General features: G+C 46.2%; 16 protein-coding genes. 13 read left to right on the forward strand and 3 right to left on the reverse strand.

Annotated elements, in window-relative coordinates; genetic code table 11:
- The first annotated feature begins 10 nt into the window (after window positions 1-10).
- The 3 genes from ABVF09_RS16870 (at window position 11) to argS (ending at window position 3,713) form a co-directional block, all read left to right on the forward strand.
- A complete protein-coding gene (locus ABVF09_RS16870; RefSeq protein WP_153463563.1) occupies window positions 11-1,084 on the forward strand; it encodes an AimR family lysis-lysogeny pheromone receptor in 1,074 nt (357 codons plus the stop codon).
- A 356-nt stretch (window positions 1,085-1,440) separates the two neighbouring features.
- Window positions 1,441-1,875: a YwiB family protein gene (locus ABVF09_RS16875; RefSeq protein WP_153463560.1), complete on the forward strand. Its 435-nt coding sequence runs from the start codon at window positions 1,441-1,443 to the stop codon at window positions 1,873-1,875.
- Window positions 1,876-2,042: 167 nt separating this feature from the next.
- On the forward strand, window positions 2,043-3,713 hold the full coding sequence (argS, locus tag ABVF09_RS16880) for an arginine--tRNA ligase (protein ID WP_371069705.1): 1,671 nt from the start codon (window positions 2,043-2,045) through the stop codon (window positions 3,711-3,713).
- Window positions 3,714-4,033: 320 nt separating this feature from the next.
- Here the strand turns inward: argS and ABVF09_RS16885 are convergent, their stop codons facing one another.
- On the reverse strand, window positions 4,034-4,480 hold the full coding sequence (locus tag ABVF09_RS16885; RefSeq protein WP_026570808.1) for a VOC family protein: 447 nt from the start codon (window positions 4,478-4,480) through the stop codon (window positions 4,034-4,036).
- Window positions 4,481-4,556: 76 nt separating this feature from the next.
- On the opposite strand from ABVF09_RS16885, the gene ABVF09_RS16890 reads away from it, so the two are divergent.
- Window positions 4,557-5,465 carry a helix-turn-helix transcriptional regulator gene (locus ABVF09_RS16890; RefSeq protein ID WP_371069706.1) on the forward strand — a complete coding sequence of 303 codons (909 nt, stop codon included), beginning with the start codon at window positions 4,557-4,559 and terminating at the stop codon, window positions 5,463-5,465.
- A gap of 518 nt (window positions 5,466-5,983) precedes the next feature.
- Here ABVF09_RS16890 and ABVF09_RS16895 read toward each other — a convergent pair.
- Complete coding sequence (locus ABVF09_RS16895) at window positions 5,984-6,265, reverse strand: YrhK family protein (RefSeq protein WP_153463552.1); 282 nt, start codon at window positions 6,263-6,265, stop codon at window positions 5,984-5,986.
- Window positions 6,266-6,449: 184 nt separating this feature from the next.
- On the opposite strand from ABVF09_RS16895, the gene ABVF09_RS16900 reads away from it, so the two are divergent.
- Window positions 6,450-6,857, forward strand: a complete 408-nt coding sequence (locus ABVF09_RS16900) for a KGG domain-containing protein (RefSeq protein ID WP_026771895.1) — start codon at window positions 6,450-6,452, stop codon at window positions 6,855-6,857.
- A gap of 434 nt (window positions 6,858-7,291) precedes the next feature.
- Here ABVF09_RS16900 and ABVF09_RS16905 read toward each other — a convergent pair whose 3' ends face one another.
- Entirely contained in the window at window positions 7,292-7,471 is a 180-nt protein-coding gene (locus ABVF09_RS16905; RefSeq protein WP_026570805.1) for a XapX domain-containing protein, read from the reverse strand.
- 246 nt (window positions 7,472-7,717) lie between these two features.
- Here ABVF09_RS16905 and ABVF09_RS16910 point away from each other — a divergent pair, with 246 nt between their 5' ends.
- From ABVF09_RS16910 to rpoE, 8 genes are all read left to right on the forward strand, one after another.
- Window positions 7,718-9,856, forward strand: a complete 2,139-nt coding sequence (locus tag ABVF09_RS16910) for a (Fe-S)-binding protein (RefSeq protein WP_371069707.1) — start codon at window positions 7,718-7,720, stop codon at window positions 9,854-9,856.
- A gap of 170 nt (window positions 9,857-10,026) precedes the next feature.
- Window positions 10,027-11,208 carry an acetyl-CoA C-acetyltransferase gene (locus ABVF09_RS16915; RefSeq protein ID WP_026771893.1) on the forward strand — a complete coding sequence of 394 codons (1,182 nt, stop codon included), beginning with the start codon at window positions 10,027-10,029 and terminating at the stop codon, window positions 11,206-11,208.
- A gap of 52 nt (window positions 11,209-11,260) precedes the next feature.
- Window positions 11,261-12,115, forward strand: a complete 855-nt coding sequence (locus ABVF09_RS16920) for a 3-hydroxybutyryl-CoA dehydrogenase (RefSeq protein ID WP_371069708.1) — start codon at window positions 11,261-11,263, stop codon at window positions 12,113-12,115.
- Window positions 12,116-12,141: 26 nt separating this feature from the next.
- The gene (locus ABVF09_RS16925) at window positions 12,142-13,284 is read left to right on the forward strand and encodes an acyl-CoA dehydrogenase (RefSeq protein ID WP_153463541.1); all 1,143 of its coding nucleotides are present in this window, start codon (window positions 12,142-12,144) and stop codon (window positions 13,282-13,284) included.
- A gap of 24 nt (window positions 13,285-13,308) precedes the next feature.
- Window positions 13,309-14,451, forward strand: a complete 1,143-nt coding sequence (locus ABVF09_RS16930) for an acyl-CoA dehydrogenase (protein ID WP_371069709.1) — start codon at window positions 13,309-13,311, stop codon at window positions 14,449-14,451.
- 270 nt (window positions 14,452-14,721) lie between these two features.
- Window positions 14,722-15,360, forward strand: a complete 639-nt coding sequence (locus ABVF09_RS16935) for a TetR/AcrR family transcriptional regulator (RefSeq protein WP_153463538.1) — start codon at window positions 14,722-14,724, stop codon at window positions 15,358-15,360.
- Window positions 15,361-15,398: 38 nt separating this feature from the next.
- Window positions 15,399-18,638: a fused isobutyryl-CoA mutase/GTPase IcmF gene (gene icmF / locus ABVF09_RS16940; protein WP_371069710.1), complete on the forward strand. Its 3,240-nt coding sequence runs from the start codon at window positions 15,399-15,401 to the stop codon at window positions 18,636-18,638.
- 570 nt (window positions 18,639-19,208) lie between these two features.
- A complete protein-coding gene (rpoE, locus tag ABVF09_RS16945; RefSeq protein WP_153463534.1) occupies window positions 19,209-19,820 on the forward strand; it encodes a DNA-directed RNA polymerase subunit delta in 612 nt (203 codons plus the stop codon).
- The last annotated feature ends 426 nt before the right edge of the window (window positions 19,821-20,246 follow it).

Consider the following 20,246-nt stretch of genomic DNA (forward strand, 5'->3'; position numbering starts at 1 on the left):
AGGGGTAGCTATGAAAAACATTGAAGAAAAAAAGTTGAAGCCTGTTGACGATGAGAACGGTCAAAGCCGGACAAGGAATCAGTTTCTTATGCAGGAAGGGGAGCTTTCCCTTTTTCATGTTTTTCAATCATTTTCTGTTTCTGATAATGTATCCACAGCAATCGAGGTAACCCGCAGCTACTGTATGAGAGCCCAGACAGAGGCCAACCAGCGAGTCGGCATGGAATTTCTGTATGCTTATGATTTTCTGGATGACCTCGAGCAGCTAATCGAAAAAAATCTGGTTTCTGAGAATCCGGTAAATCGTCAGTGGGGACAGTTGTACAAGATCATCCATCTGCGCAGGAAAAGAATGCTGAAAACGGATGAATATGTGGGATTGTTGAACAAGCTTGCAGCTGACAGTGTCGAAGTCGAAACCTTGCATATGTTTTTGCGGGTATATGCACATTTTGAGCGGAAAGAGTTTGGCAGATTAAGCAGCTACCTGGACGGTTTGTTGGAAAACATCCACAAAATCGGGGATCCTATGCTTCGTGAATTGTTTTCCGTGAGGTTGGATGAAATGCTGCTTACTTTCCATTGGAAACGCAACGAAATGATCATTGCCAGAAAACACGGTTTTCGAATTTTGCAAACCACCCACTCTCCACGCAAGAAAATCGATATCCATAACACGATGGCGCTGGGGTATTTGTTCGACAGCTATCAGCAGGCGATGGAACATGCCCTCGAAGCAAAGCGACTGGCCAATATGATCGAAGATTTGACTGCCATCCAGGGAATCAACAATTATACCATTCCTTTTATTGCAGCCTTCCATGGCAGAACAGCGGGCATTTCCACCCCGATTCAGTCAGAAGCGGCCCATCTGGCGCTTGCCCGTGGAGATATACCAACTTGTATCAGTATTTTGAACCGTTTTGAAAGTTTGACCCCTTTTCAGCAATACTACTTAGGAAAAGCCACCCGTGATGCCGAAATGCTGGAAATTTCCTATCGCCGTTTTATAAGCGAACGGAGTGATCACTTTTTTGCCAAGCTGCCTTTATTGGAAATGAATAAATTGAATGCTGTGCATTGAGGCTGGGACAACAGCAAAGCATAGTGACCAAAAACCGGACAAATCGTTCGGTTTTTTTCATAACCTGGCTTAGGAGAAAGTACGTGTTCAAAGTTTCACCCATGGATAGCGTGAATCGCAGTAGCTTGCCATAGCGATGCGAAGCCCGCCTCAAACAGCAGAATAAAAGAAAGTTTATCTAGGCGTTACTTTATAAGGTTCGTGTCAAGTAATCGTTGTTGGTTCCGGATGGACTGGTTCATTTAGGATAGCTTAACAACTGACATACAATGAGACTTGAGTTTTTCCAAATTCATTCTTATAATTAGTTATTTAGGAATGTCTATTGAAAAACCCGTTCGAAGGGGTGTGGGAAATTGACAGCAGGCAAAGCAGCCGTAGACATAAAGTTAACGACCGAAATTTTTGACTTAGGTCAAAAAGATGTCACCGTTGTAAAAGAAACGGGCAGTTATATACAAAAAGGCAGTACCGCTGTCCTGACCTTTACCGAGCATCAAGAGCAGGGAGAGGATATCCAGGCGATGATCACCATTCAGCCGGAAAAGGTCAGTGTGAAACGTACCGGTGCTGTACATATGCATCAAGTTTTCCGGAAAAAACAAAAGACCGAAAATGTTTACCGGCATGAATTTGGTACGATGCACATGGAAACACACACAGACCAAATCATTTTTAAATCGCTGGAAGAGCGACAACAAGGCGAATTGTTCATCAGCTATACGACCAAGATGAATGGTGAAGGAAAACGGAGGCACCGCTTGACCTTGGGCTTTCAACTGGCGCATTGAATGATGGTGCATGTGCTTGTGAGGCACGGGAATTCGTAACAGTAAAAACATCCAGGAACTGTCCAATGGACCGATTCTGGGAACACATATATTGCGCAGGATAAATACAGGCTTGGCTGCTTCGAGAGTGGCCTGCCTGTCAAATCCGGCTAGGAGGAGGCGTCTCGATGAATATCATGCAGCAAACAGAAGAAAAACTAAAAGAAGAAATCAGCCGCGCTGTTGTCGATGCAGGGCTTGCGGGACAGGAGGAACTGCCTGTCATCGTCCTGGAACAGCCGAAGGACAAAAACCATGGCGACTATGCAACCAATATTGCCATGCAGCTGGCGAAAATCGCCAAAATGCCCCCGCGGCAAATTGCCGAGAAAATCGTGGACCAGTTCGACCGCAGTAAAGCATCCATCAAACAAATGGAAATCGCCGGTCCGGGATTCATCAACTTTTTTATGGACAACCAATACTTGACCGAATTGGTCCCTTCGATTTTGGAAGCGGGCGAAGCATATGGAAATTCAAAAGTCGGTGACGGACAGAAAATCCAAATCGAGTTTGTTTCGGCCAATCCGACCGGTGATCTTCACTTAGGTCATGCCCGTGGTGCCGCGGTTGGTGATTCGCTGGCCAACGTATTGGAAAAAGCCGGCTATCAAGTGGAACGGGAATATTACATCAACGATGCCGGAAACCAAATCAATAACTTGGCGGTTTCCGTCGAAGCCCGTTATATGCAGGCTCTCGGAAAAGACTGGGAGATGCCTGAAGATGGCTACCATGGCAAGGACATTATCGAATTGGGCAAACAGCTTGCAGCGGAACACGGCGACAAATGGAGCGATTCGCCAGCAGAAGAACGTCTTAACTATTTCCGGGAGTACGGTCTTCAATACGAACTGAAAAAATTGGAAGGTGACTTGTCTCAATTCCGGGTGCCTTTTGATAACTGGTTCTCGGAAACCTCCCTTTATAAGGATGGCCAAATCGATCAAGCGCTGCAAGCCTTGAAGGATAAAGGACATATTTTTGATCAAGATGGGGCCACTTGGTTCCGGACGACAGAATTCGGGGATGATAAAGACCGCGTCCTGATTAAGCAGGATGGTAGCTATACGTATTTAACTCCGGATATCGCGTATCACAAGAACAAACTTGATCGTGGATTCGATACATTGATCAATATCTGGGGTGCCGATCATCATGGCTATATCCCCCGCATGAAGGCGGCAATCCAGGCGCTTGGTTACGAAAAAGATAAGCTGGAAGTGGAAATTATTCAAATGGTCAACCTGTTCCAGAATGGAGAACGGGTCAAAATGAGTAAGCGAACAGGGAAAGCCGTTACGTTGAGAGAATTGATGGAAGAAGTCGGCATCGATGCCATGCGCTATTTCTTTGTGATGCGCTCAAGTGATTCACACTTGGACTTTGACATGGATTTGGCCCGCTCGCAATCCAATGAAAATCCGGTATTCTACGTCCAGTATGCCCACGCGCGGATATGCACAATGCTCAAGCAGGCAGAAGAAAAAGGATTTACAGTCAGCAAGGACATCGATGGCAGCTTATTGGCGACTGAAAAAGAAGAAGAGCTGCTGAAACGGTTGGGTGAATTCACTTCCGCCATCGAAGAGGCTGCAGTGAAACGTACACCGCACCGTGTGACACAATACATTTTCGATTTGGCTTCGACCTTGCACAGCTTCTACAATGCCGAGAAGGTGTTGGACACTGACCAGCCTGAGCGGACTAAGGCCCGTCTGGCGTTGATGGAAGCAGTCCGCATCACCATCGCCAACGGTCTCGCTCTGATCGGAGTAGAAGCTCCAGAACGAATGTAACAAAAATATGGTTTTCGATTCATCCATATCCGGTTAACAGCATGGAAGGAAAGAGGCTAAAAAGCATAACCGCCAAAACAAAACCGGGCGCTTCGAACCCCAAGTAATCGAATGCGTCCGGTTTTTAATAGGATAGTGTTTTTCTTCGACTCACAAAAGCCTAATTTCCCATCCTTTTTGAGAAATCAGGTTTTTAATATGCGGACTTCCTTGACGTGTTAATCTGCATTTTCCTGACGTTAGTCTATGTTGTAGAATCTCCACCAATTACGGATATACTATCGGGATTTATTTTAGGAAAAACCCCTACTAATACAAGATTATCCTACATAACCATCTAGAAATTTACTTGCCTCACTATTAAACTTCCACATTATCCCGAATTTGTCGACTAATATTCCGAAACTTGCCGACCATGGCGTAGAAGATATCGGCATGATCACAGTACCACCTTCTGAAAGCCCGTCAAAACATTGTTTGTTGATTTCTGGATCAGCATCAATAATACTGATTAGGACGGTATTCCCATTGGTGATTTCGCCAGTCGCAGCTTGCATAAAAGGCGGTACATCAGAGATCATTAACATATTCCCTGAAAACTCGATACGAGATTCCATAATCATGTTTTGTTCCTCTTCCGTTATCGGGTCTTGGCCGAAATCACCAAACCTCACCATTTTTACTTTAGTTGCTAATAATGCCTTTTCATAAAAGGCCAACGCTTCTTCTGCTCTTCCATCAAATTGTAGATAAGTTATTGCTTTCATATGTTATTCCTCCTTTTCATATTTGGAGTATAATAGGGCATAGACGACATATGTATGTCATCTATTGGAGGGGAATATGAAAAAAATTGAGCGACTTATCTCGATAGTGATGATTTTGTTACAAAAAGAAGTGGTTTCGGCATCGGAATTCAGCCGACTATTTCATGTAACGAAACGAACAATACAACGTGATATGGAAACATTAAGTTATGCGAACATCCCTGTTTATGCGGAATATGGTGCTGAAGGCGGATACGCGCTAATGGAAGAGTATAAATTCGATAAACGATTACTAAATCACAAGGATATTGAAAATATACTTGTAGCTTTAGGTGGATTTGAGGGATTGATTCACAATCAAGAGATTCAAACGACTATTCAAAAAATCAAAGGAATGACCAGCATAGATTTTTCTCCAACACTTGATTTGACTTTCTATGATTGGCCGGGAAGGGGTCGAATCAACGAAGAAATTTTATTTTTCAGGCAAGCAATCGAGAACAATTGGTTATTGAAATTTGAGTATGTGGATCAAATAGGAAACAAAACGTACAGACTCGTGGAACCCTATAAAATACATTTTAGGGAGATGCATTGTTATCTTTTTGGTTATAGTTTAGAACGGGAAGACTATCGAACGTTTAAATTGACGAGGATAGAAAATATCCAAAAAGCCGGTTTTTTTGTCCCAAGGACTGATCAGGAATTTCAACATGAAAAACAAGATAATGAACAAAAACAATTGGTTAAAGTACATCTTTCGATAGATGTTACTGTAAGGGATCAATTTATCGAAAGATACGGAAAAGATGCAGTTATAAAAGAAACTTCCAGAAGTTACCTTGCAACAATTGAATTGCCTGAGAATCAATATGCTTATCAATTTTTAGCCGGATTTGGTAATAAAGTCAAGATTATAAAGCCAAAAGGTTTTATTGTGAAATATGTAAACTTTTTGGAGGGAGCAGTGAAACTTTACAAATAAAGCGTTCATAGGTGGTCCCCGGAGAGTGTGTGGAAATGGATGTGATTTACAATAAGGTGAGGATATTTAATGTAGTTCCGATATAGTCGTCCACCCTATTTCAGACGAGTATCAATATCTTTCCCTATAGGAAAGGATTCAGGTCGCATAGCAGGAAGAATCATAAACTCCACTGGAAATAACCATTGCTGGACCTCCCCAATGCAACTTTAAAAATTTAATTATTTTATATACCGATAAATCATCAATTGTGTTGATTTTCCTCATAAATAGCTCAGTGTCATCAAATTATACTTCAAGTAAGCTGGCCGTTAATTGAATAAGCTTCCTTATATTAATTTCAACATACGATTTCACTTCGTCTTTTTCATTTTGTTAAAGGAATTTTTATGCGAAAAGTGAGTGATAAATTAACAAGCGGGAGGTTATTTCACCTCCCGAACTTTTGTTGGGACTCGCAACCTTTTTTGATTTATTTCCGCAATAACGGAGCTAATTACCTTTTATGCAGTCTTTTTTTATGATTCATCCTGTTGATGGGGAGGCGTCCGTTTTAAGTAAAAGGCATGGATGATTTTCAATATTGGTCGAATTAACAGCTGGGCACTACCAAGAATGAACAATACCGTACCGATTGTCTGCGTTTGTTTCCACAGAAAGAAAATACTGCCGATTAAAAACCAGAGGCCCAGGGCGATATCATTCGTCAAAGATATCAAACGATACTTTTTGTTGAAGAAAAGTTGGAACCTGCCCATCTGAATATCCACATAGTCCTTCTCATCCTTTATCTGGGGCATGTTTATTCACCTCTCTTTTTTACGATTATTTATCTTTACCCCTCAAACCACTGATTAAAAATAGCAGGAATTTCCTCTTTTTAATTAAAAAAATTCGTTTGATAGGTTTAACCAGGAGGTGGATGGTGGAACTAGTAGTAATGTAAGAGATAATAATCAACTTTCAGGAAAGGAGTTTTACAGCATGGCTAAGAATGATAACAACAATAGAAAGATGTCAGTAGAGGAAGCAGGTAAAAAAGGCGGAAAAACCACTTCCCAAAATCATGATCGTGAATTCTATGAAGAAATCGGTCAAAAAGGCGGCGAAACCACTTCGCAAAACCATGACCAAGAATTCTATGAAGAGATCGGTCAAAAAGGTGGCGAAACCACTTCCAAGACACATGATCGTGAATTCTATGAAGAAATAGGCCAAAAAGGCGGCGAAACTACTTCTCAAAATCACGACGAAGAATTCTATGAAGAGATTGGCCAAAAAGGCGGTAACGCTACTTCCAGAAACCATGATGAAGAATTCTATGAAGAAATTGGTCAAAAGGGCGGCGAACGTCGCGGCCAACAGCGAAAAAACAATAACAATAATTCTTAATAGGCGGTTAAGGATTTAGTTTTCGCGTAAAGGAGAGGAAGAAATACGTTTCTTCCTCTCTTTTTGATGTATACAGAATGGTGAACGCCGAATGGGACTCGATAGATTCGGAAAAGCAACTTCGTACGAGCAATGAAAAGCAAATGGGGCATAAGAAAATCAGAAAATGAACTTCATCAGTCGATGGGGAGGAGGATCAGGAGAAAAACCGCCTGTCATACGAGCGGCCAAAATCGAATGAATCATCAGAAAAGCAAAAACAGGCCTTCATCGAATCAAATCCTCCATTCGACCCGGAACTGCAGCAACTGGCCGTCGCGAAGAACGGTTCGCAATCGTTGCAGCCCGCTCATCTCTTCTAGTGAATCCATATCAGTAGCTCTCCATTCCCTCTTATCCATAAAAAGGTCCAACATCTTTGAGTAGGCACTGTGCTAAGAAAACAGTCTGTGTATTAACGGTTCCGCAAGCTGAAATAATTTAAAGCCCAAGTAGATGCCGACTATTCCTATTACACCTGCAAGAGCAGGCGGAGCGGGAATAGGAAGCTTTCCCCATGCAAAAATAAAACCGACGACCAATCCGGTGAACAGGGATAAGATAACCTCTTTCATATTTTTGCCCCCTTCTTTTCCTACTAGTTTTCAACTGGCTTGCTGAAGTATGCATTTTCGCATTAACTCTATCTATAAATGTGGAAAAATTCGCAAATTCAGGTTGACTGAATGTTCATTCATAATATAAAGTAGGGGTATAAGCATTATACAAAGGGGAGGAAACGATTCTGATAAAACGAATCGGGCTGTTCCGTAATAATTTTCACAACAACAGATCATTATCACAAGATGGGGGGATGGATGATGGACGGACTATTGCTGGTTAATTGGTTATTATTTTTAGCTGTGACAGGTTACGGCCTATACTTATTCGTTCGGGTAGTCAGAACGAGGGTTGCTTATATCCAAATGGGGAAGAAGTTTGAATTCGACGGGGAAATCAAAAAGCGGTTGAACCGTGTCTGGGTCAACGTATTTGGTCAGAAAAAGTTATTGAAGGATAAAAAGTCGGGTGCCATCCATGTGATGATGTTTTATGGCTTCCTGCTTGTTCAATTCGGGGCGATCGATTTCATTGTCAAAGGTTTGTCACCAGGGGCACACTTGCCTTTAGGGCCGCTTTACCCCGGGTTTACTTTTTTTCAAGAGCTGGTAACCTTGATGATTCTCGTTGCGGTGGTCTGGGCGTTTTATAGACGTTACATTGAGAAACTCGTACGGTTGAAGCGGGGATTCAAAGCTGGACTCGTGCTATTGTTTATCGGTACACTCATGCTGTCCGTCTTGCTCGGAAATGGAATGGGGATGGTTTGGCATGGACATGAAACGGCATGGACAGAGCCTGTTGCATCTTTAATTGCAAGCGCTTTCTCGTGGATTTCTCCGACTGCTGCCGCTGTTGTGTTCTTTGTTGCCTGGTGGATTCACCTGGTGGCCTTGCTCAGCTTTCTCGTCTATGTGCCACAGTCGAAACACGCGCATCTCCTGGCGGCTCCTGCCAACGTTTTTTTAAGCAGGCAGACCCCTCCTGGTAAATTGAAAAAATTGGACTTTGAAGTGGACGATGAGATGGATGAAGAAGAGGTTTCCTTCGGAGTCAGCAAGATTGAAGACTTCAACCAGCTGCAGCTGCTCGATTTATATGCCTGTGTGGAATGTGGACGCTGTACCAATGTCTGCCCGGCAACAGGGACAGGGAAGATGTTGTCACCGATGGATTTGATCGTCAAACTCCGGGATCATCTGACCGAAAAGGGCGCAGCTGTCACTGGTCAATCGCCGTGGGTTCCCAGTTATGCTTTTTCCAATACAGAAGGAAACCAGCTGGCCCAAATGGCAAGAAATGCAGGGGCCGCAAAGGATGAAGTCGCTGCAGGTTTGGAGTCAGTGAACAACACCAGCTTGATCGGTGATGTGATAACGGAAGAAGAACTTTGGGCCTGTACCACATGCAGGAATTGCGAGGACCAGTGCCCGGTCATGAATGAACACGTTGATAAAATCATCGATTTGCGCCGCTACCTTGTTTTGACCGAAGGAAGAATGGATCAGGATGCTCAGCGGGCGATGATGAATATCGAACGGCAGGGGAACCCGTGGGGGTTATCAAAAAAAGAACGAGAGAACTGGCGTGACCTTGATGAGGATGTGTCGATTCCGACGGTGAAAGAATTGAAAAAAGCCGGTGAGGAATTTGAGTACCTCTTTTGGGTCAGCTCGATGGGCTCTTATGATAATCGCAGCCAAAAAATCGCCGTTGCCTTCGCCAAACTGATGAACGAAGCCGGCGTCAAATTTGCCATTCTGGGCAACAAAGAAGCAAACTCCGGTGACACAGCCCGCAGGATCGGGAACGAGTTTCTTTTCCAGGAGCTTGCCGAGAAAAACATCAAAGAATTCCAAAAGCACAATGTACAAAAGATTGTAACCATCGATCCGCACGCCTACAACATCTTTAAGAATGAATATCCTGATTTTGGGTTTGAAGCGGAAGTGTACCACCATACGCAATTGTTATACGACCTGGTTACCGAGGGGCGCTTGAAACCGAGCAGGGAAATCAATGAAACGCTGACCTATCATGATTCCTGTTATTTAGGACGGTACAATGGCGTTTATGATCCACCGCGGGAAATACTGAAAAAGATTCCCGGCATAAGTCTGGTGGAAATGGATAGGAACAGGGAAAATGGAATGTGCTGTGGAGCCGGAGGTGGCTTGATGTGGACAGAAGATAAAACGGGAAACCGGATAAACGTGGCCCGGACAGAACAGGCGTTGAAGGTCAATCCAACTATGATTTCGAGTGCTTGTCCATTCTGTTTGACCATGTTGAGCGACGGCACGAAAGCAAAAGAAGTGGATGAAGATATCAGCACGATGGATGTAGCAGAAATCCTGGCGTTATCGGTCTTTGAAAAGAAAGAGGAAAAAACCGCATAAACAACGAAATGTATTACTATATATAAGTTCGAATGAGAAAGGACTTCGTTAAAGTAATAGGGGAAAGGAACTGGTCAGAAAAAACAGTTCCTTGCCTTTTGCTGCGAACCTGAGCGAACGTTCAATCGGGACAAAATGTAAGCGTTATCAAATGATGAGGAGGAATAAACGTGACAAATTCGGTGATTGTGGCAGGAGCAAGAACGCCTTTTGGCAAACTGGGAGGGGCATTGAGTACACTGAGTGCAGCGCAATTAGGAGGCAGGGCGATTGCGGGTGCCCTTCAACAAAGCAACATTGAGCCTGAAATGGTGGATGAGGTAATTATGGGTACGGTCTTGCAGGGAGGACAGGGTCAGCTCCCGTCTCGGCAAGCTGCCAGGGAAGCAGGCATTCCCTGGGCAGTCAAGACAGAAACCGTCAATAAGGTGTGTGCCTCGGGCATGCGCAGTGTGACACTTGCCGACCAATTGATCCGTCTTGGCGAGGAAGAGGTCATCATCGCGGGCGGGATGGAGAGCATGAGCAATGCTCCGTACTTTTTGCCAAACGCCAGAAACGGTTACCGTATGGGTGATCAACAGGTGAAGGATATGATGATCCATGACGGATTGACTTGTTCATTTGCCGGAGTGCACATGGGAAGTTATGGAAACAAAACAGCAGCGGAGCTGGGGATTACCAGGGAGGAACAAGATGCGTGGGCGCTGCGCAGCCAGCAACGGGCAGTCAAAGCAATCGATGAAGGAATCTTGGCGGAAGAAATCGTTCCTGTCGAGGTGCCGCGGCGAAAAGGGGAGCCGGTTGTGGTAGAGCAAGACGAGGCACCGAGAAAAGGGACCACATTGGAAACGCTCGCTTCCTTGCGTCCCGCTTTTGATAAGGATGGAACCATCACGGCGGGAAATGCTCCGGGAGTCAATGACGGGGCATGTGCAATGCTGCTGATGTCGGAACAACGGGCGGCAACGGAAGGTTTGGAACCGATCGCATATGTGCTTGGCCATGAAGAAGTAGCTGTCGAGGCGGAAAACTTCCCACAGACTCCCGGCTTGGTGATCAACGCTTTATTGCAAAAAACAGGAAAGTCTTTGGAGGATATCGATTTGTTCGAGGTGAATGAGGCGTTTGCCGCCGTATCACTGGCCAGCAGTGCAATTGCCAATCTGGACTTGGAAAAGGTGAACATTAATGGCGGTGCGGTTGCATTGGGGCATCCAATCGGAGCCAGCGGTGCCCGCATCATTTTGACGCTTATCCACGCATTAAAACGACAAGGAGGCGGTCTCGGAATTGCCGCGATTTGCAGCGGAGGCGGACAGGGAGACGCCGTTCTGCTGGAAGTGCGTTAAGAAAATACGTTGTTATCACAAAAAGATATTATGCTTGAGGGGAGAAATGGCCATGCAAATAAATAAAGTAATGGTGGTAGGAGCAGGTCAAATGGGAGCTGGAATAGGCCAGGTATGTGCAACAGCTGGACTAGAGGTATTGCTCCATGACGTTTCGGAAGCGTCATTGCAAAAAGGAATCACTGGAATCGAAAAGCGGCTGCAGCGGGCCATGGAAAAAGGAAAATTGACCGGGGAAGCAAGGCAGGCGGCGATCAACCGGCTGACTCCTAGCTCCACGTTCCAGGATGTTCAGTCTTGTGATTTGGTGATAGAAGCCGCCGTGGAAAACATGGAAATCAAAACAAAAATATTCCGTGAACTGGATGAACTTGCGCCAGCACACGTCTTGTTGGCAACCAATACCTCATCGCTGCCCATTACAGAAATCGCCGCTGTTACAAGTCGGCCCGAGCAGGTGATCGGCATGCACTTCATGAATCCGGTCCCCGTCATGAAGCTGGTCGAACTGATTCGCGGCCTGCAGACAAGCGAGGAGACGTATCAGACAGTCAAACAACTGGCGGTCCAGTTGGAAAAGACGCCTGTGGAGGTGAACGATTATCCAGGCTTTGCCGCCAATCGCATCCTGATGCCGATGATCAATGAAGCGGTTTATGCAGTATACGAAGGGGTTTCCTCGCCGGAAGATATCGACACGGTGATGAAGTTGGGGATGAATCATCCGATGGGACCACTCCAGCTGGCAGACTTCATCGGTCTCGATACGTGCCTCTACATCATGGAAGTGTTGCACGAAGGATTCGGGGACAGCAAATACCGTCCCTGCCCGTTGCTGCGTAAATATGTAAAGGCCGGGTGGATCGGAAAAAAAGCCGGTCGAGGTTTTTACACTTATCAGGAATAAGCAAAAGGAGAAAGGTGGCGGGCTGAATGGAATTTACGTTTACCGATGAACAGCAAATGATGCGCAAAATGGTGCGGGACTTTGCCGAAAAGGAAGTCGAACCGGAGATCCAGCGCATGGAAACGGAAGATCGATTTCCAGTTGAAGTCGTGCGAAGGATGGGGGAGCTGGGACTTATGGGCATTCCCATCCCCGAAGAATATGGAGGCAGTGCAATGGATTACACTTCCTATATCATTGCCCTGCATGAGCTGTCCAAGGTCAGTGCGACGGTAGGTGTCATTCTGTCGGTACATACTTCGGTCGGGACCAATCCGATTTTATATTTCGGCAGCGAAGAACAGAAGCAAAAATATTTGCCCAAACTGGCGAGCGGCCAGTATTTGGGTGCGTTTGCGCTGACGGAGCCGGGTGCCGGGTCCGACGCTTCCAATCTTAAAATGACGGCCAAGCCGACAGGAGATGGCTACCTGTTGCAAGGGACGAAAATGTTTATCACCAACGGTGGTTATGCCGATACATTCATCGTTTTTGCCAGGACTAGTCAGGAAGGCGGCTATAAAGGGGTGAGTGCCTTTATCGTTGAAAAAGACACCCCGGGCCTCCATATTGGAAAAACGGAAAAAAAGATGGGTTTGCACGGTTCCAGTACGGTTCAGCTTCATTTTGAAGATTGCTATCTTACAAATGAACAGTTGCTGGGCAACGAAGGAGATGGTTTTAAGATCGCCATGGCCAATTTGAATGCCGGGAGGATAGGAATCGCTGCTCAGTCGCTCGGTATCGCAGAGGCTGCGTTGAGGCATTCGATTGCTTATGCAAAACAGCGCGAACAATTCGGCAGACCGATAGCCGACCACCAGGGCGTCTCCTTTAAGCTGGCCGATATGGCGACAGAAGTGGAAGCGGCAAAATTGTTGACCTACCAGGCAGCTTCTTTGCGTGCCCTAAATAAACCATGCGGCAAGGAGGCATCCATGGCAAAGCTGTTTGCATCCAAGACCGCTGTCAAGGCAGCGATCGAGGCAGTGCAGATTTTTGGCGGTTATGGATACACGAAAGACTACCCGGTCGAACGACTTTTCCGTGACGCCAAAATTTGTGAAATTTATGAAGGTACCAGCGAAATTCAACATATGGTGATCGGCAAGCATTTGCTGCAAGATTGACCAGTCTAAAAGGGGGATAAATAGATGGATTTTCAACTAACCGATGAACAGGAAATGTTAAGAAAAATGGTGCGCGATTTCGCCAAAAATGAAGTGGAACCGTCTGCGGCCGAACGGGATGAAGAAGAGAGGTTTGACAGGGAGTTATTCGACAAAATGGCTGGATTGGGGTTGACGGGAATTCCATGGCCGGAAAAGTACGGCGGAATCGGCGCTGATTTTGTCAGTTATGTCATAGCGGTGGAAGAACTGTCGCGCGTCTGTGCATCTACGGGGGTGACGTTGTCGGCCCATATCTCTTTGGCAAGCTGGCCTTTATACAAGTACGGCTCGGAAAATCAGAAGCAGACCTATTTGGCGGAATTGGCAAGAGGGGAGAAACTTGGCGCGTATGCTTTGTCCGAACCTGGCGCCGGTAGTGATGTGGCGTCGATGAAGACGACCGCCCGGCTGGATGGGGACAGCTATGTGTTGAACGGCAGCAAGGTATGGATCACAAATGGAGGCGTCGCCGATACGTATATCGTTTTTGCCAAAACGGATCGGGATGCCAAGCATCGCGGCATCAGTGCCTTTATTGTCGAAAAAGGCATGGCCGGTTTTACGTTCGGAAAAAAAGAGAAGAAGCTGGGGATACGCTCCTCTCCGACCACTGAGCTGGTTTTTGAAAATTGCCGGGTTCCCAAAGAAAACTTGCTCGGCGCAGAAGGGCAAGGGTTTAAGATCGCCATGACGACACTGGATGGCGGACGCAACGGAATCGCAGCCCAGGCACTCGGTATTGCACAAGGAGCCCTGGATGCTTCTGTCAGCTATGCGAAAGAGCGGGAGCAATTCGGCAAACCGATTGCCCGAAACCAGGGAATATCGTTCAAGCTGGCAGATATGGCGACCGAAATAGAAGCCGCCCGTTTGCTGACATACCAGGCCGCTTGGCTGGAATCGAACGGACAGCCATACGGCAAAGCATCTGCCATATCGAAATTGTTTGCCGGCGATGCGGCGATGCGGATTACGACCGAAGCAGTCCAGGTCTTTGGCGGCTATGGATATACGAAGGACTATCCAGTTGAACGGTATATGCGGGATGCCAAGATCACACAAATCTATGAAGGGACCAATGAAATCCAGCGTCTTGTGATCGGCCGGATGCTGACGAAGGAATAAGCCACATCGCCATTGGCAGGCACATATTCACTTAGTAAAAGCAAACTGGTGGTGTATGATTTGCCTGAACCAGCTACCGATTCAGTAGTTGGGGGATAAGGAAGCAAGACGGTTGGAGAGGACAACACAGGCGTTTGCGATGTTTTTGAATTCGGTTTTTCGGCGTTGAACGTTCGGAGGTGGGGCGGTGAAGGTCGCCAACATGAACGCCGGATGGATCCTCTCGACTGGCCTTGCATGGCTCATAAATCGAAGCGGAGGTGATGAAAAATGAACGGAAGTAAAGTCACTTCAACAATCAAAGATGAGCAACTGATCGAGCGGCGGCGTAATCAAATGATCAAGGGCGCGGTCAGCTTGTTTAAAGAAAAGGGATTCCATCGGACCACGACCAGGGAGATTGCTAAAGCCTCTGGGTTCAGTATCGGAACGCTTTATGAATATATCCGTACCAAGGAAGATGTACTTTTTTTGGTTTGCGATTCGATATACGAAAAGGTAAAAGCGCGAATGGAAGCGGCTTTTTTGAGGGAAAGTGCCAGTTTGGATCATTTGGTGCAGGCAGTCCGCGCTTATTATTTACTGATGGATGAGATGCAGGATGAAGTGGTCATCATGTACCAGGAAATGAAATCGCTTTCAAAAGAAGCGCAGGAATATGTGATGCAAAAGGAAAAAGCAATGGTCGCCATGCTGGAGCAGCTTCTGCAGGACAGTTCCCCAAACCGGCTCAAACAAAGAGATGTATCCTTGATTGCCAACAATATTTTCATTCAGGGTCAAATGTGGGGCTTCCGCCGTTGGATGCTGCAGAAAGAGTTTACGATCGCTTCGTACACAGAACGACAGGTCGCTTTCTTGTTGGCGGGACTGGGTCTTGGTGATGGCTTGCCTGCTACAGGCGGTTGACAGGTTATTTTAAGTGATTAGGAAGGGGAGGATTTCTGATGGAAAAGGTCGAGATATACCAGCCGGATCACCCGGTCAGATTTGTGACGTCTTCAAGCTTGTTCGATGGACACGATGCGTCGATCAATATTATGCGCAGGATTCTGCAGGCCAGCGGTGCGGAGGTGATCCACCTCGGACATAACCGGTCTGTTGAAGAAATCGTCAATGCTGCCATTCAGGAAGATGTACAGGGGATTGCGATTTCCTCTTATCAAGGCGGGCATGTCGAATACTTCAAGTATATGGTGGATTTATTAAAAGAAAAGGATGCCGGCCATATCCGTGTTTACGGGGGAGGCGGAGGTGTCATCATCCCGAAAGAAATAAAGGAGCTGCACGATTACGGAGTGGCACGAATCTTTTCGCCGGAGGACGGCCGCACACTCGGTTTGCAGGGAATGATCAATCAAATGTTGGAAGAATGCGATTTTGTACCGCCGGTCGATTTGGCGGATGAAGTCGAGAGACTGGCCACCGGGGATCATAGGGCCCTTGCAAAAATGATCAGTGTCGTTGAAAACAACGCTGCTTCCGAGCAGGCAGCAGCAATCGAAGCGGTAAGGGACAACCAGCAGACCAAAACCATTCCGGTATTGGGGATTACGGGGACAGGGGGCGCTGGGAAAAGTTCCTTGACAGATGAACTGATCAGGCGCTTCCTTAACGAAATTCCGGATAAAAAATTGGCTGTTTTATCCATCGACCCTACCAAAAAGAAAACAGGCGGCGCGCTTCTGGGTGACCGGATCCGCATGAACGCCATTTTTTCCGACCGGGTGTTCATGCGATCGTTGGCAACGCGTGATTCGAGCAGCGAGTTATCCAGGTCGATCCACGACGTGATTGAAATTGCGAAAGGAGCCGGAATGGATTTGATCATCGTGGAAACGAGCGGCATCGGCCAAGGGAACGCTGCGATAACGGATGTCTGTGATTTATCCATGTATGTCATGACAGCTGAATTCGGTGCGCCATCTCAGTTGGAAAAAATCGATATGATCGATTATGCAGACTTTCTCGTCATCAACAAGTTTGAACAAAAGGGCTCGGAGGATGCACTCAACCAGGTGCGTAAGCAGTATGAACGCAGCCGCATGCTGTTTCACCAGGATAAGCAGACATTCCCTGTGTTCGGAACGATTGCCAGTCAATTTAACGATGCAGGTACCAATACATTGTTTGCGGCGATTGTCGAAAAATTGAACGAGGATTTTGAATGGGAAAATACGACTTCCTTCGCCAAATCCAAACTCGTCGAAAAACAAAATGTCATCATACCGAACGATTGCCGCCACTATTTGCGTGATATCGCCTCTATCGTGAAAAATTATCATAAAAAGGCAGAAGATCAAGCTTCTGTCGCCAGAAAAATCGAGCATTTGCAGGCAACGGTAGAGCTTGTCGAAAACGAGGAAGTGGAGAAACAGTTAAAGGACCAGATGGAGAAACACCACGCGTTGCTTGATGGAAGCAGCAAGCAGCTGCTGGAAAGTTGGGAGGTTACACGGAACCGCTATCAGGGGGAAGAAATGACCTTCCGTGTCAGAGGCAAAGACGTGAACATGGACATTAGTACCGAGAGCCTGTCCGGTCTGCGAATCCCCAAAGTAGCGTTTCCGAGTTTCACCGATTGGGGAGACCGTCTGATTTGGCTGTTGAAGGAAAATGTTCCGGGGGCTTTTCCATTTACCGCCGGTGTTTTCCCTTTTAAACGAAAAGGAGAGGACCCGAAGCGGCAATTTGCCGGGGAAGGCACACCAGAGCGAACCAACCGCCGTTTTCATTACTTATCGAAGGATGATGAGGCCAAACGGCTCAGCACAGCGTTTGATTCCGTGACCCTCTATGGCGAAAATCCGGACCCGCGGCCCGATATTTACGGAAAGGTCGGCGAAAGCGGCGTCAGCGTGTGTACGTTGGATGACATGAAAAAACTGTATGATGGATTTGATTTGATCGATCCGAAAACGTCGGTATCCATGACGATAAACGGTCCTGCTCCGATTATCCTGGCCATGTTTTTCAATACCGCCATCGATCAGCAGCTAGCTAAATTCACTAATGAGAACGGACGGGAACCGACAAGCGAAGAAGCGGCAGATATCAAGGCCAGTACGCTTGCTACTGTCCGGGGCACGGTCCAGGCGGATATTCTCAAGGAAGACCAGGGTCAGAACACCTGTATTTTTTCTACTGAATTCGCCTTGCGGATGATGGGCGACATTCAGCAATATTTCATCGATCATCAGGTCCGCAACTATTATTCCGTTTCGATTTCCGGTTACCATATCGCCGAAGCCGGAGCCAACCCGATTACCCAGTTGGCTTTCACCCTGGCGAACGGGTTTACTTATGTCGAATATTACTTGAGCAGGGGAATGGACATCGACAAATTCGCGCCGAACCTGTCCTTCTTTTTCTCCAACGGCCTTGATCCCGAATATACCGTTATCGGCCGTGTCGCCAGGAGAATTTGGGCTATCGTGATGAGGGATAAATACGGAGCGGGAGAACGCAGTCAAAAACTGAAGTATCACATTCAAACTTCTGGTCGCTCCCTGCATGCCCAGGAAATCGACTTTAACGATATCCGTACAACCTTGCAAGCGTTGATCGCGATTCAGGATAACTGCAATTCCCTCCATACCAATTCTTATGACGAAGCGATCACGACGCCGACAGAAGGGTCTGTCCGCCGGGCGATGGCAATCCAGATGATTGTCAATAAAGAGTTCGGCTTGACCAAAAACGAGAATTCTTTGCAAGGTTCATTTATCATTGACCAGCTTACCGATATGGTCGAGCAAGCAGTTTTACAGGAATTTGAACGAATCAACGATCGCGGCGGTGTACTCGGTGCGATGGAAAGGCAGTATCAACGCGGGAAAATCCAGGAGGAATCGCTGTATTATGAAGCGAAAAAACATTCCGGGGAATTACCGCTCATCGGGGTCAATACGTATTTAAACCCAAATCCGCCCGCTGCCGATTATATGGACAGCATGGAGCTGGCGCGTGCCTCGGAAGAAGAAAAACAGCATCAAATCCAAGAGTTGGAACGGTTCCACAAGGAGCATGGGGCTGAAGTGGAAGCTGCGCTTGATCGGTTGAAACAGACTGCAGCCTCTGGAGGGAATATATTCGCTGAACTGATGGAAACGGTAAAAGTGGCAAGTCTGGGGCAAATCACGAACTCTCTCTATCAAGTCGGCGGCCAATATCGACGCAACATGTAGGATGCAAAGCAAGCGCGGTGACGGTTGTTGACTCCATAGGTGGATCTCCGGATTGATTTATTGTCACATAGTGGACATAATCGTCGCGGAAAATATGTCATGTTTATGGAAAGGATGCCCTTCAGGTCAATGGGCATCTTTTCTGTGAACCGGTGCCGGGGGATGCCGGGAAAGGGAAATGGAATTTTTTCATTTTATCAGGTTTATTTCCTGCTGAAATTGTGAAAAGTAATTGGATGTGAAAGTAAAAAACACGTTAGGTATCGGCTTTAGCTGGCATAAATGTCTCGCTTGTGCGGTTATTAAGTCTTTCCCAAACATGTTGGAAAGGAAAGAGACGGAGCATCTGGAGCCATGTCTTTGGAAATATAGGCTATTATTGCAATTTGATTTTTATAACCATATAATGTATGAGAGGATTTGTTAACAGTATCGCATGCTGGTAATGTCAGGCGGCTGATACTTGAAGATCGAAACAATCTCATTGATCGAATATCAACCAGGCACAGGCAGCGGCTCCAGCTGGATACCTGTCTGTTTAATAAATTGACGTAAAGGGAGTGCTTGACCGTGAGCTTGACAAATTACAGCCACGAGGAGATTACGGGTTTATCGATGATCGAACTGGCGAGTGAAATCCTTGCTGAAGAGAAAAAAGCAAAAGATTTTAGAGAAGTATATGACCGCATTGCGGAACTGAAAGGGTTCACCGAAGCACAAAAAGATGAATACATCGCACAATTTTATACCGACTTGAACACGGACGGTCGTTTTTTGACGCTTGGATCCAACCTTTGGGGATTGAAAGAATGGTACCCGATTGAGCAGGTTGAAGAAGAAATCACGGAAGCGCCCAAAAAGAAAAAGAAGAAAAAAGCGAAAGCGAAAACAAGTAAACGGAAAAAAGAGGATATCTACGTGGAAGAGGAAATCGAAGACGATTTGGATGAATTGGAAGAAGATCTTGATTTCGACGATATCGATACGACCGACGAATTCGCCGATGACAATGATGATAAATTTGACGACGATGATACCGATAATGCGGACGACGATGATGAGTATGATGGCGATTTCCGCAGCGGCAAACTGGACGATGAAGATCAAAAGGTTGTCGAGGAAGACGTCTCTTATGTCGGCGATGAAGATGACGACGATGCGAACGATGATAATTATAATTAAGTAAACGGCGCTTGACTTTCCACAGGCAAGTGAGTAAAATTTTATTTGGGCTCTTTAAATTATTGTTCGTTTATAAAAGCGTTCCCCTGAATAGGGGAGCGCTTTTGTTGTTTTATAAGAAAAATATACGCTTTCCAAACAACGTGTTGAGTCTGGACAAGCTGCATGAGCTATATGGAAAGGAACCCTGCTTTTCACAGATGCTTTTTTCAAGATAATTATCGCGGGAGGAAAATCCGGCTGCAGGAAGCCGATTGGCTCGCTGCCAGGAATGAGAGGTGCCGGCAATATGATCGTATCGCTGAAAGCGCAGAAGGAATTCGGCATGATATATCCCGGGCGCTTTCTGTATATCACTATTTAGAAACAGCCTTCATAAAAAACAGCCGATTGGAAAAGTCTAACCGGTAAGCAAATGCTTGCTAT

The sequence above is a fragment of the Sediminibacillus sp. JSM 1682029 genome (assembly GCF_041366435.1).
Classification (GTDB): Bacteria; Bacillota; Bacilli; order Bacillales; family Amphibacillaceae; genus Sediminibacillus; species Sediminibacillus terrae.

Excerpts from the sequence above, each read along its gene's own strand:
- ABVF09_RS16870 (WP_153463563.1), top strand. The coding sequence starts at position 11 with ATGAAAAACATTGAAGAAAAAAAGTTGAAGCCTGTTGACGATGAGAAC.
- argS (WP_371069705.1), top strand. The coding sequence starts at position 2,043 with ATGAATATCATGCAGCAAACAGAAGAAAAACTAAAAGAAGAAATCAGC.
- ABVF09_RS16885 (WP_026570808.1), bottom strand. The coding sequence starts at position 4,480 with ATGAAAGCAATAACTTATCTACAATTTGATGGAAGAGCAGAAGAAGCG.
- ABVF09_RS16890 (WP_371069706.1), top strand. The coding sequence starts at position 4,557 with ATGAAAAAAATTGAGCGACTTATCTCGATAGTGATGATTTTGTTACAA.
- ABVF09_RS16895 (WP_153463552.1), bottom strand. The coding sequence starts at position 6,265 with ATGCCCCAGATAAAGGATGAGAAGGACTATGTGGATATTCAGATGGGC.
- ABVF09_RS16900 (WP_026771895.1), top strand. The coding sequence starts at position 6,450 with ATGGCTAAGAATGATAACAACAATAGAAAGATGTCAGTAGAGGAAGCA.
- ABVF09_RS16905 (WP_026570805.1), bottom strand. The coding sequence starts at position 7,471 with ATGAAAGAGGTTATCTTATCCCTGTTCACCGGATTGGTCGTCGGTTTT.
- ABVF09_RS16910 (WP_371069707.1), top strand. The coding sequence starts at position 7,718 with ATGGACGGACTATTGCTGGTTAATTGGTTATTATTTTTAGCTGTGACA.
- ABVF09_RS16920 (WP_371069708.1), top strand. The coding sequence starts at position 11,261 with ATGCAAATAAATAAAGTAATGGTGGTAGGAGCAGGTCAAATGGGAGCT.
- ABVF09_RS16925 (WP_153463541.1), top strand. The coding sequence starts at position 12,142 with ATGGAATTTACGTTTACCGATGAACAGCAAATGATGCGCAAAATGGTG.
- ABVF09_RS16930 (WP_371069709.1), top strand. The coding sequence starts at position 13,309 with ATGGATTTTCAACTAACCGATGAACAGGAAATGTTAAGAAAAATGGTG.
- ABVF09_RS16935 (WP_153463538.1), top strand. The coding sequence starts at position 14,722 with ATGAACGGAAGTAAAGTCACTTCAACAATCAAAGATGAGCAACTGATC.
- icmF (WP_371069710.1), top strand. The coding sequence starts at position 15,399 with ATGGAAAAGGTCGAGATATACCAGCCGGATCACCCGGTCAGATTTGTG.